13 protein-coding genes and 1 pseudogene are annotated in these 12467 nt (G+C 43.0%); 5 read left to right on the forward strand and 9 right to left on the reverse strand.

The annotated features are described in order from the left end of the window. Positions 1-122: 122 nt before the first annotated feature. Complete coding sequence (locus AAEY57_RS17375) at positions 123-581, reverse strand: LPP20 family lipoprotein (protein WP_010387855.1); 459 nt, start codon at positions 579-581, stop codon at positions 123-125. A 139-nt stretch (positions 582-720) separates the two neighbouring features. Here AAEY57_RS17375 and AAEY57_RS17380 point away from each other — a divergent pair, with 139 nt between their 5' ends. Beyond that, positions 721-1908 (forward strand): flagellar assembly protein T N-terminal domain-containing protein, encoded by a 1188-nt coding sequence (locus AAEY57_RS17380; protein ID WP_013465600.1) that lies wholly within the window; start codon positions 721-723, stop codon positions 1906-1908. Positions 1909-1922: 14 nt separating this feature from the next. Here the strand turns inward: AAEY57_RS17380 and AAEY57_RS17385 are convergent, their stop codons facing one another. Next, positions 1923-2822, reverse strand: a complete 900-nt coding sequence (locus AAEY57_RS17385; protein ID WP_024602007.1) for a LysR substrate-binding domain-containing protein — start codon at positions 2820-2822, stop codon at positions 1923-1925. Between the two features lie 114 nt (positions 2823-2936). On the opposite strand from AAEY57_RS17385, the gene AAEY57_RS17390 reads away from it, so the two are divergent. The 3 genes from AAEY57_RS17390 (at position 2937) to AAEY57_RS17400 (ending at position 6233) form a co-directional block, all read left to right on the forward strand. Next, positions 2937-3665 carry a glutathione peroxidase gene (locus AAEY57_RS17390; protein WP_008466566.1) on the forward strand — a complete coding sequence of 243 codons (729 nt, stop codon included), beginning with the start codon at positions 2937-2939 and terminating at the stop codon, positions 3663-3665. Between the two features lie 54 nt (positions 3666-3719). Further along, positions 3720-5168 (forward strand): dihydrolipoyl dehydrogenase, encoded by a 1449-nt coding sequence (locus AAEY57_RS17395; RefSeq protein ID WP_350608365.1) that lies wholly within the window; start codon positions 3720-3722, stop codon positions 5166-5168. Between the two features lie 132 nt (positions 5169-5300). Further along, positions 5301-6233, forward strand: a complete 933-nt coding sequence (locus tag AAEY57_RS17400) for an exopolyphosphatase (protein ID WP_350608366.1) — start codon at positions 5301-5303, stop codon at positions 6231-6233. 394 nt (positions 6234-6627) lie between these two features. Here the strand turns inward: AAEY57_RS17400 and AAEY57_RS17405 are convergent, their stop codons facing one another. The 6 genes and pseudogenes from AAEY57_RS17405 to AAEY57_RS17430 form a co-directional block, all read right to left on the reverse strand. Continuing rightward, on the reverse strand, positions 6628-7083 hold the full coding sequence (locus tag AAEY57_RS17405) for a PaaI family thioesterase (protein ID WP_008464865.1): 456 nt from the start codon (positions 7081-7083) through the stop codon (positions 6628-6630). Between the two features lie 27 nt (positions 7084-7110). Continuing rightward, on the reverse strand, positions 7111-7386 hold the full coding sequence (locus tag AAEY57_RS17410) for a GNAT family N-acetyltransferase (RefSeq protein ID WP_350608370.1): 276 nt from the start codon (positions 7384-7386) through the stop codon (positions 7111-7113). A 229-nt stretch (positions 7387-7615) separates the two neighbouring features. Beyond that, positions 7616-8041: pseudogene (locus tag AAEY57_RS17415) on the reverse strand (transposase); the annotation flags it as partial. A gap of 180 nt (positions 8042-8221) precedes the next feature. Then, complete coding sequence (locus AAEY57_RS17420) at positions 8222-9229, reverse strand: zinc-dependent alcohol dehydrogenase family protein (RefSeq protein ID WP_350608367.1); 1008 nt, start codon at positions 9227-9229, stop codon at positions 8222-8224. Between the two features lie 22 nt (positions 9230-9251). Continuing rightward, positions 9252-10259, reverse strand: a complete 1008-nt coding sequence (locus AAEY57_RS17425; protein ID WP_350608368.1) for a zinc-dependent alcohol dehydrogenase family protein — start codon at positions 10257-10259, stop codon at positions 9252-9254. 74 nt (positions 10260-10333) lie between these two features. Then, entirely contained in the window at positions 10334-11092 is a 759-nt protein-coding gene (locus tag AAEY57_RS17430; RefSeq protein WP_350608369.1) for an SDR family oxidoreductase, read from the reverse strand. A gap of 155 nt (positions 11093-11247) precedes the next feature. On the opposite strand from AAEY57_RS17430, the gene AAEY57_RS17435 reads away from it, so the two are divergent. Further along, entirely contained in the window at positions 11248-12141 is an 894-nt protein-coding gene (locus tag AAEY57_RS17435; protein WP_041912891.1) for a LysR family transcriptional regulator, read from the forward strand. 128 nt (positions 12142-12269) lie between these two features. On the opposite strand, the gene AAEY57_RS17440 is transcribed toward AAEY57_RS17435, so the two are convergent. Further along, positions 12270-12467, reverse strand: a 198-nt coding sequence (locus tag AAEY57_RS17440; RefSeq protein WP_035113174.1) for a transposase, incomplete at its 5' end; no start/stop codon positions are given.

The raw sequence follows: 12467 nt of genomic DNA on the forward strand, positions 1-12467 counted from the left end.
AAGTCGAAAGATTGAGTCATGTGTCACTCCTGTTTTCTTAATAATACTGAAATGACACAGATTTCTAAACACTACCCGTTTTTTTATGAGTAATAATTTGTCGGTTAGTAATAACTTGTCGCTTAGTAATAAGTGACTTTTTTCACTTCCCGTGGCTTTATCTCACCTATGTACAAGTCGTGCACGCGTTTCATATTAAGCTCAAGCTCGGTTATATACATATCATTAACGGCATAGGTTTTTATAATTTGTGCGCCTTTAATAATACCTTGTACTTTACTCTGTAAATAATCATCTTGGGCAACAGAGCCTGCGACTGTCGTGCCTGCGGTAATTTTTTGCCCGTACACTTGTTCCGTTAGTTCGCGGTATGCTTCTAGCTTGGAGGCTTTAATTGCCATAAGCTGTTTTTGAGTGTCATTACTTCCCGACTGCAAACTAATGGGCGCGTACCCTATTGCTTTTAATACAGGGTAATTATTTGGCTCAACATATTTATATTCAACGTGCTTATCAAATATATTGCTACAACCGCTTAACGTTAAGCAGCCTAATGTGATCATTAATGGCATTACTCGCATCATACAGGGCCTTTAAAAACTAATTAAACTCAGTTATGCACGTTTAATGCCAGTGATACATATATTCTGTAACAACAAATAATAGTGGTACATTACTTGCTGAGACTCATTAACGCTAACGTTTAATTGGAGTAAGAGTATGAAGTCGTTTTTAAAAGCAGTATTGGCAGGATTAAGCACCACTGCTGTATTAACGTTTTCACCTTTTACTCACGCTCAGTGGTATGAGTCTACAGGCCATGCGGTTATTCAAAATAGCGACATTCCCGGGGCAAAGGCCGCTGCAATAAAAGATGCGATTACCCAAGCCCTTGTATTCTCTGGTGCGCGGGTGAGCTCAGTGCAAACGCTTGTTGATGGTGTTTTAACCCAAGATCAGCTAAAAATAAGTAGCCAAGGCGAAATTCAAAAAATAGAGCTTGTCAGTGAAAACCGCAGTAGTGATGAGTTTGCAATTACCTTACGCTTAGATATCTTTGCGCAAACAGAGCAATGTCCACAAAGTAACTTTAATAAGTTTATAGCTGTCACGCAAAGCCAATTAACAAATCGTGAACAAGCGAGAATGGGTCAAATATTTGACATTAACAAAGCAGTCAGTAAAAACATTTATACCTCGTTGCAAAAATCAAAAATGAGTGCAATACCCGTTGCCTATTTCAACAAAGCTATAAAGGTTGATACCTACTTTAATCAACAGCATGACTATTCAAACAGTCAGTTAGAAGAAATTTCATCACGCAGCAACGCGCAATATGTGCTGTTAAGTCAAATAACCAGTTTATCTACCAGCGATAAACTCAATAGCGACTATGCGTTTTGGCAAGATGAAAGCTATCAGCGCCACTACCAAATAGAGTTTAGCTTATTTAATGGCACCACTTATGAGCCTTTATGGCAAAATAGCTATCAAAGCCAAGCAATTTGGCCATTTGAAAAAACAGCCATTATTGATGTAAATAGTAATCGGTTTTGGCAATCACCTTTTGGCCAAAGCATTAGTGATATAAACCAAACCTTAAGTTACGACCTACAAGCTGCCATGGCCTGTCTACCTACTCAAGGTAAAATAATGCATATGGAAAACAATAAATTAGTGATTAATTTAGGTAAGGCTCATGGCTTAGAAAAAGGCCAACAACTGAGTATTGCCCATCATAATTATTTAACCGACGCACAAGGCAACACTATGCCGCATACCATCACTACACTTAACCGTATACGAATTGAACAGCTTTATCAGCACAGCGCTATTGCCGTTAGTATTAATGATCAGCCTTTGCCGGGCGTACAAATTAATGACATTGTAGAAATTGCCGAGCAATAGCCGCATGTAAAATGCTAAAGCGCCTCGCTTAGTTTAGCCCTTAAATTAGAGTGGGCGCTTAACCACTGAGCCAATTGCTCAACCCCAGATAAGTGCGGGTAATGCTTTCTACATGCAAATACAATATTACGTTGTTGATTAGGAAAAATAGGCAAATAATGAATACCCACTCGTGGTATTGCTGCAAGTTTTGGCACAAATGTAATTCCATCATCCATCGCCACCAGCGCTAATAAAGTCTCAAGGCTATTTCCTTGATACTGGCTGGAAACATCGACCCCTGCCGAAAAACAAAACTGCTGGGCTTGATCTTTAAAGCAATGGCCATCACTTAACATTAGTAGGTTGCAACCTTGCAGGTCTTGCAGTGCCACTTTTTTATGCTTACACAATGCGTTATCGCTTGATACGGCAACTAAAAAGTCTTCTTTATATAAATCAATGGTATGATAACTTTTAAGTTCAGGTACATCCGCTAAAATTGCAAAGTCGACTTCACCACTTTCTAGCGCAGCTAAAATAGTGGTTGTTTGCATTTCAGTAAACGAAAACTGGCTATTTATAAACGCTGCTTTCATTGATGTTAGTAGCGTAGGTAATAAATAAGGCGCAATCGTTGGAATAATACCAATGGTAAGCTTACCCTGCAGTGGTTCATTAGATGTTGCTGCCAGCTCTTTTAATATTTGTGTTTGCTCTAAAACGACAGCTATTTGTGTCAATAAACGTTCACCTTTGGCAGTTAAGGTAACGTGCTTGGTAGAGCGATCAAAAATAATAACACCCAATTCTTGCTCAAGCTTTTTAATTTGCCCGCTTAAAGTAGGCTGGCTTACAAAACAGGCATCGGCCGCTTTACGAAAATGCTTATAGTGGGCAACCGCTTTGACATACTCTAAATCTTTTAAGTTCATATTCACACTCAACCTGATAGTTTACATCTATCAGTTTAATACAAACAAACGATTGGAACTATATTTAAATACTCGCCATAATGGCTATCAACAAATCAAGAGGAACTAAAAAACATGTTAAACAATATTGAAGGTCAAACAATCCCAAACGTAACATTCGCAACGCGTCAAAACGACGAATGGAAATCAGTAACTACAGACGACATTTTTAAAGGTAAAACGGTTGTTGTATTTTCACTACCAGGTGCATTTACACCTACGTGTTCATCAACGCACTTACCACGCTATAACGAACTAGCTGGCGTACTTAAGCAAAATGGCGTTGATGACATTGTTTGTGTATCAGTAAACGATACCTTTGTAATGAACGCATGGGCTGAACATCAAGAAGCGCAAAACATTACCTTACTACCAGATGGTAACGGTGAATTTACCGACGGCATGGGCATGTTAGTTGATAAAAACGATTTAGGTTTTGGCAAGCGCAGCTGGAGATACTCTATGCTGGTTAAAGATGGCGTAGTAGAGAAAATGTTTATTGAGCCAGATTTACCAGGCGACCCATTTGAAGTATCAGACGCTGACACTATGCTTGATTACATCAACCCAACTCAAGTAAAACCAGAAGCGGTTACTCTATTTACTAAACCAGGCTGTCCTTTCTGTAAAAAAGCAAAAGAGCTACTTACAGCTAAAGGCTTTGCATTTGAAGAAATCGTAATGGGTGCTGGCGCATCACTTACCAGCCTTAAAGCGGTATCGGGCCGTGAAACCGTACCACAAGTATTTATTGGCGGTAAGCACATTGGTGGCTCAGACGACCTAGAAAAATACTTTGCTTAATTAAGTAAATAAAATAGGGGCTGCAACGCCCCTGTTTACTAAAGGAAAAACACTATGAAAGAATTGCAAACCGACGTTGTTGTTATAGGTGCAGGTACTGCTGGCTTAAGTGCTTATCGTAATGCCAAACAATTTACTCAAAACGTACTTATGATTGAATCAGGCCCATACGGTACAACCTGCGCACGTGTTGGTTGCATGCCAAGTAAATTATTGATTGCCGCAGCAGAAGCCGCCCATTCAATAGAAATGGCACCTGCCTTTGGTGTACACAGCTCAAAACCGGTTATTGACGGTAAAGCCGTTATGGCACGAGTAAAAAGTGAGCGCGATCGCTTTGCAGGATTCGTAGTAGAAGCGGTAGATGAAATACCTAGCGAAGATAAAATTCGTGGCTATGCACAGTTTTTAGATGCCAACCGCGTACAAATAGACGACCACACCATTATTACCGCCAAGCGCTTTGTAATAGCAACGGGTTCACGCCCATCTTACCCTGGCGTATTTAATAACTTTGGCGACCGACTCATTATAAATGACGATGTATTCGACTGGGATGATTTACCAGAATCAGTGGCCGTATTTGGCCCTGGCGTTATAGGCCTTGAAATTGGCCAAGCGTTGCACAGATTAGGAGTAAAGGTAAAACTATTTGGCGTAGGTGGTGCCATAGGCCCATTAACCGATCCAGTAGTTAAAGATTACGCTAACACCGTATTTGCAGAAGAGTTTTATGTTGATACCGACTCAAACGTATCAGACATGAAAAAAGTAGGTAATAAAGCAGAGCTCACCTACACCAACAAACAAGGCATTAAACACACTGAACAATTTGACTACGTGCTGGCTGCAACAGGGCGAGTACCAAACACCGATAAACTAGGGTTAGAAAACACCGGCATAGAGCTTGATGAACGTGGCGTACCACTCGCTGATGCCCACACTATGCAATGTGGCGACTCACACATATTTATAGCAGGCGATGCTAGTAACATGATCCCACTGCTTCACGAAGCATCCGATCAAGGCACTATCGCAGGGCAAAACGCAGGCCGTTATCCTCAAGTGCGTGCTGGTTTACGTAGAGCTAAAATTGCCGCTGTGTTTAGCGACCCACAAATAGCCATGGTTGGTGAAAGCTTTAAAGAAATTAGCCAACGATTAGGCAGCTGTGATTGCTTTGAAATAGGCGAAGTCAGCTTTGAAAACCAAGGTCGCAGCCGCGTTATGCTAAAAAACAAAGGGCACATGCGCGTATATGCCGAGCACGGTACCGGTTTATTTTTAGGTGCTGAATTTATTGGCCCACAAGCAGAGCACATTGCTCACTTACTTGCATGGGCTGTACAAAACAAAATGACTGTACCGCAAATGCTAGATATGCCTTTTTATCACCCAGTTATTGAAGAAGGCCTACGCACTGCACTGCGTGATTTAAATGCTAAATTAAAATTTGGCCCAGACATAATTAACCATTGTATGGAGTGTGGCCCAGGCGCATAACACATTACTCATACACACTTGCTACTCAAAGCCAAAACTGTTGTTTTGGCTTTTTTTTGTTAAATTTTTGTATATAAAAAACAAGTTAAGCTGTTACACTGAGATTAATAAATAAACAAAGATGGACCCACAATGAGCAACAATAAACATAGACTCGTCACTCGCAGCGATTTTGACGGCCTAGTGTGTGCCGTATTACTTAAAGATTTAGATTTAATCGACGATATTTTATTTGTGCATCCAAAAGACATGCAAGACGGTAAAATAGCCATTACCAGCAACGACATTACCACTAACCTCCCCTATGTTGCCGGTTGTCATATTGCATTTGATCATCACTTGAGTGAAACCGTTCGTAACGCAAGCGATATAAAAAACCACATTATTGACCCAGATGCGCCCTCTGCAGCACGCGTTGTATACGACTATTATGGCGGTGCAGAGAAATTCCCTAATATTTCAACTGACATGATGGAAGCGGTCGATAAAGGGGATTCTGCACAATTTTCAAAAGACGAAATTTTAAACCCAACAGACTGGGTACTGATGAACTTTATTATGGATGCGCGCACAGGGCTTGGTCGTTTTCGTGAATTCAAAATTTCTAATTACCAGTTAATGATGAAGCTAATTGACGCCTGTAAAGATCACAGCATAGAACAAATACTAGCAATGGAAGATGTTGCCGAGCGTGTTGCTTTATATCACGAGCACAACGCACAAGCTAAAGAGCAAATAGACCGCTGCTCATCAGTACACGACAACTTAGTGGTCCTTAATTTAACCGAAGAAGAAACCATTTACGCCACTAACCGCTTTGTTATTTACGCCATGTTCCCCGAGTGTAATATTTCAATTCATAAAATGTGGGGGCTTAAAAAGCAAAACGTGGTGTACGCCATTGGTAAATCAATCACCAACCGCAGCTCAAATACTAATGTTGGCGAGTTATGCCTTAAATACGGCGGCGGCGGCCATTTAAATGCCGGTACTTGCCAAGTAGAAACCAGCAAAGCCGAAGAAGTACTGAGTGAGCTGATTGCTACAATTACCAGTGATGGCTGATTTATAGCCTAGGGGTTCGGGGTTCGGGGTTCGGGGTTCGGGGTTCGGGGTTCGGGGTTCGGGGTTCGGGGTTCGGGGTTCGGGGTTCGGCAAAGTATTTTATAAAGCGGGCTAATTGATAGCTCGCTTTTTTATTATGAAAAATTTAATGGAGGGCTTCGTTGAGCGATTAGCGGACGTTGGACATAACTTTTGCGCAAGTCCGCTTCAGACAAGGGGCGAACGTTCTACGCCCAAAGCAGCGACAGCGTTAGCTGTCCGACTGACTTTGTTTGTTAGCCTCGAATTGCTTCAATGCCTCCGCTGCAGGCCTGAAGTAGGCGTTTATATAAGATTGCAATTGGTAACCACTAATCTTCCCCTCAAATAACTGCCTTTTTTCTTTTAAACGGAGTCAAGCTTTCAGAGAGTTAATTGTTTTAATATTCTCACTTCGTTTCGATGTATAGGGCGGTATAGAGTATGTACCCACAACATGTGCTACTAAATCACTCACCCCCTCAGAGTACAGAGAAACCTCCCCAACCACGAGAGTACGGCCGACTTTTATCAGAGAACATTCCGCAATGATTCGCTCATTTGCCGATGGCTTACGTAAGAAGTTGATGTTAAGGCTAGTTGTTACTGCCAATGGCACGATGCCAATTTTACCAAGTATCGCCACATAAAGTGCCACATCAGCCACACTCATTAAAACAGGCCCCGAAACCGTTCCGCCAGGACGTAATTCATCCTGACCTACATGATGAGATACAGTCGCTCTACCGTTGCTCACTGCTTCCACAACGCATTTACTTTGTGGAAACTCCGATTTCATGAAAGCGATAACTTCTTCTTTTGTAGCTGTCATTGAGACTCCTTAAATATTTATTCACGTTTATATGCACCTGGTGAAGCGTTGATCCAAGACTTCTATACCCCATTTTGAGCCTAGTTTCTCTTCCACCAATGCAAAGCCCTGACTTTCGTAAAGATATCGAGCTGCATTAAGCCCTGAGAAAGTCCATAAGTTGATTTGGACGAAACCCTGAGCATCGGCAAAAGCTAATGCAGAATTGAGAAGCTGTTTACCTAGTCCGAAACCTCTCAAAGAGTCGTCCGCAATGAACCATCGTAAATGTGCTCGATTATGCCCAAGATCTTCACCATCAATGGCAACAGATGGATTTTATCGTCCCGTTTGATCGTCCAAATCTCATTGCTTGGGTTATCTAGCCTTCCAATAAATTCCGCCATGCTACTCGCCACTGAACATGCAAATTCCCGACCAAAATCAGCCACTGTCGTGTAATAATGGGCATGCATCTCCGTAACACGTGCAATCAACCGGCTTTGTTGCGAAATTCAACTTGAGAGCGAATACTAGCAAAATCGTTTGCATTTTAAACGATATACTGAGTTTCGGGCATACCTATCCCTGTTAGCTTGTTGAGTGCTTTGATCATGGCGTATTTCTCCCCAACTTGTGCATTGTAATTTCGAAGCGTGAGTGAAGCGCCTAGTAGTTGTTTTGCGCGATACTTAGCGGTCTCCGACAATGAACGCCTGTGGTAACCATATTTTCGTTTCCACTTTTTGTTCGAACCATAGAGCTTTTGGCAACCAACCGCCAGATTACGTGGATGACCTTTTTCCCAGAAGGCGGCTCCTTCACGTGGAGGGATTAGAGGTATCGCTTTCTTAACCCTAATCGCCCTGTGGCACTCCCTTGTATCGTATGCGCCATCTCTCGAAATTTCCTTGATGGATCGGCGTGTTTGTTTGAGTAAATTTGGGAGTACTTCCGCATCTGTCACGCCTGAAATATTGTACTTGCGCCAGTTAGTGGTTTTGTAGCGAGGCTTCGGCATGTAATCAAAGTCAGTGAATGAATGTCCCTGATCTGATCGTAAGATTCTGATTTAGTTCATTCGATTTCCGCAACAAAGCCCACGCTAATTATTATCAGTCACTGACTGAGTTGAGAGACTAGCGGAAGCCACGAACTGTTAATCAAGTTCGACCACTATTTTACCAATCTGCTGATTTGACTCCAGATAGTGGTGCGCTGCCACTATCTCTTCAAATTTAAAGCTTCGATCAATGACAGGCTTGAGTGTTCCTTCGGATAAACCCGAGTGGATAAATTGCTTTGCTCTGCGAAAGCGCTCGATGTCTTTTACAACTTCAGTAAACACATACCCCCTAACTGTCAGACTTTTACGAAGTGCTATTTTTAAGGGAAAAGGAGTTGTTTCGGGACTTAATGCTCCGTGTACTATTATTGTTCCTTCAGGGCTCATTGCTTCAGCAATTTCAGCTATCTGCGGCCCACAGACAGCATCAAATGCGATTTTTAAATTGTTTTCTCCCAAGATGCTTCTCAAGCTATCCAGCAGCGGCTCTTCTTGAGTTGCAATCACATGGGCCGCGCCTGCCATGAGCACAGCAGCCTTTTTAGCTCGTGTTTGAGTTGTAGCGATAGGGATACCCCCTAGAGAATTCACAATTTGAATCGCAGCCAATCCAACACTGCTCGATGCGGCTGTTATCAGTACTGCATCGCCTTTTTGCACGTTAGCAATTTCGACCAAAGCGCCATAAGCTGTCAGGTACTGCATCCAAGCTGCTGCGCCTTCAGCAAAGGTTAGCCCTGCTGGTTTGAGTGCCACATATTCACTTGGTACGACAATCTCTTCTGCGTAGCAGCCATTCTGAGAAAGCCCCATCTGAGGGACAATACAAACCTCTTCTCCAAGGCGTAAATGATTTACCTCTTCCCCGACTTCAATGACTATCCCGGATGCTTCATAGCCGATTCGCGAAGGGAAGTCAGCCTTTTCTATATAGCGGCCTCGCCTAAACATGGCATCAGCACGATTGAGCCCAACAACTTTGACCGCAATACGTACATCAGTGGCCTGCAAACTTGGACTCGCCAGTGAGTCAATAGTTAATACCTCGGGGCCACCTAATTCATGGAAACAAACAGTTCGAATTAGTTTTCTTGGGCTCATATGCATCCTCAACAATGACTTTTTAAGCAATTACATCAATAACGACTTTACCCATGGACCCCAACTCTACGGCATTATGTGCACCCATTGCCGTGTCTAGGGAAAAGCGTAACGGATCGAGTAGTGGCTTAATTTGTCCAGCTTCAACAAGAGCCGTAATTTGCCGCAGAATGTCACCATGATGTTTGCGTCCCTCTCCGCTGAGCTGTGGGTGTAACACAAAAATCCCTGACAATGTTGCAGAACGTATTGACGACGGTGCGAGGTTATGTGAGCTGAATGCAGCACAGCTTAAAATATGGCCGTAATGTGCAATGATACCTAATGAGGCATCGAGTGCAGAGCCACCGACAGTGTCGTAAATGATATCGAATCCTTTGCCTTGGGTGTATGCGTCCATGTAGTCAGCAGGGCTTGCAGTGTGATAATCAATTGGCGTGGCACCAAGCGCCTTGAGCAGTTGTTGTTTTCCAGTCGATGCAGTGGCATAAACGTCGGCACCTAAAGCCTTAGCAATTTGCACGGCTAAATGCCCAACTCCGCCAGCTCCACCTTGGATAAGGATTTTCTGGCCCGCTTTAACATTCGCCTTGTCAACCAAACCTTCCCAAGCAGTAAGTGCAACCAGAGGTAAAGCCGCAGCTTCACGCATGGACAAATTTTTCGGTTTGAGAGCAAGTAACTCAGCATCTACGTTGGCATATTCAGCCAATGATCCTTGCAATCCTCGCACTCCGCCAGTCAGACCATAAACTTCATCGCCTACTGAAAAGTCGGTGACGCCGTCGCCGATAGCAACAATTTCTCCAGCTAAATCGGTGCCAAGTACTGCGGGTAATTCCGGCATGGCATAAGGAGCGATACCTTGGCGGATCTTGTAATCAATAGGATTGACTCCACTTGCAAATATTTTTACTTGCACCTGACCTGCTGATGGAGAGGGTAAGTTAATCAGGGCATCCCGGAATACTGTACCCTCTTCATAGCTATCTAATACCAAAGCACGCATTTGTCTGTTTAACGTTGTCATCAATAACCTCACAAACTGAATATTCAGCGGGTGGTTAAATCACCCGCTGGTTAATCGGTCTTTTATTAAACGAATTAAAACTCTTGAACAGTTGGGCGCAGAACAATCTCGTTGATATCCACATCCGCAGGCTGCTCAATTGCGTATGCGATAGCACGAGCAACAGATTCAGATGGAATTTCATTTTGCTGATAAAAATCTTTTACAAAGGCTGCACCCTGAGTATCTGAACTTCCATGTTTTAATTCAGATTCGATTGCCCCCGGTGAAATGATTGTTGAACGAATTTTACCCCCAACTTCATGGCGTAAGCCTTCGGCAATAGCGCGAACAGCGAATTTGGTTCCGCTGTAAACCGTGCCGCCGGGACTGAATACTTTGATACCCGCTACGGAAGAAATATTGATAAAGTGGCCTGCTCCCTGAGCCTGAAAGATCGGAAGCGCTGCGGCTACTCCATACAGAAGACCTTTAACGTTGATGTCAATCATGCGATCCCATTCGTCAACTCGAGTCTCAGCTAACGGTGCAATCGCCATTAACCCTGCATTATTGATAACCACATCAACTTTACCGAAGCGCTCTTGTGCAAGATTTACAAGGGCCTTCACTTCGTCCGGGCTGGTCACATCTGTCGCTTGAACCGCAACTTCTCCGCCCGCTGCGCGTATGTCAGCAGCAATAGCTTCAAGCTTGTCGATGCGTCGGGCACCTAAAACAACAGATGCGCCAAGGCTGGCTAAATGTCTTGCCGTGGTCTCGCCTAAACCGCTGCTACCACCAGTGATAACAACGACCTTACCGCTGATGTTATTTGCTAAAACACTGCTCATAGTTAATATCCTCAAATAAGTTGAATGACGTTGTCTAAATAACAAGCAAAGTATCTCTTACCTTCAAAAATCAATAAATGGAAATATTTTAATTTCACAATTCCATATTTTGGAATAATATTTATGTATTCATTTCAAACCTGAATGTGACTGTGATGCTTAACAGATTGGAAATGCTCCGGATATTTTGTACTGCTGCTGAGTCTCGCAGCTTTAAAGAAGCGGCTAACCGTCTGGGAATTTCTCCTCAGGCAGTGACGCGAGCAGTGAAGGAGTTAGAGCGATTGCAAGGGGAGCTTTTATTTCATCGAAATACTCGACACATACAAGTGACCCTAGTTGGAGAAAAATTTGCTTTGATAGCAAAAGAACGCCTGCGCGCTGTAGATGAATTGTTTCAAACAAGCGCCCCTAACTCGGGTAATGAATTACAAGGGCGTGTTCGTATCGCAGCGCCTGTTGGTTTTGGTCATAAGTGCTTAATGCCAGTGTTACTGGAACTTTCAACAATACATCCTCAACTGGATATAGACCTGACACTCAGTGACGAGCGCGTGGATGTAGTTGACGAAAAAATAGATATTGGGATTCGTATCGGCTTCATGAGAGATAGTCGATTTATTGCCCGCCAGCTCACCAAAATTAATATGTATGTCGTGGCTTCGCCTGACTTAATAAATAGAGTGGGAAGGCCTGCGTCTATTGAAGAACTAAACCACTTGCCGGTTACAGGGTTAGTAGATCGCAATACGGGAAAGCTTTGGCCATGGGTTTTTTCCATGGACAGACAGTGGACGCCATCCATAACACGTTTTCGAAGTGCCGACACCGAAGCTGAATTAATGGCTATACAAAATGGACTAGGTTTTGCTCAAATTCCTGACTTTTTGGTCCAAGACTTATTACGCCAAGAGAAACTTGTGAGAGTGTTAGAAGAGGTCGAGCCGGTGCCTTGGGATTTATATATTTATCGCCCTCAACGTGGTCCAGTACCACAACGTATTCGATTGGTTTTTGATCACTTGGTGTCAAGATTGAGTGTCCGCTAATGGCACAGACTGTGTAAAAACTAATTTTTAATAAATTGTCTTGGGTATGTTCTTAGTTTAAAACCATCTAGGATGGTTGCGATCGATTTTTTCTCAGTATTGCAATTTTCTCCGCGCGAGCGAAACTGCTATAGCAACGCTACTCTAATCGCTTTACTTAGACCATTAACTCCCATAATTGTGAGCATTCTTCTGAAGTTGTAAGCCAGAACATGAAGACTTATTTCTGTACTCACGCTTTTTAAACCTCGTGTTAGTAAGTGGGTAGCTCCCATCCAGAGTTTAATTGTGCCAAAGGGGTGCTCAACAGTTTGCTTGCGATGAAG

This window comes from Pseudoalteromonas sp. MER144-MNA-CIBAN-0113 (assembly GCF_040308965.1).
Classification (GTDB): Bacteria; Pseudomonadota; Gammaproteobacteria; order Enterobacterales; family Alteromonadaceae; genus Pseudoalteromonas; species Pseudoalteromonas tetraodonis.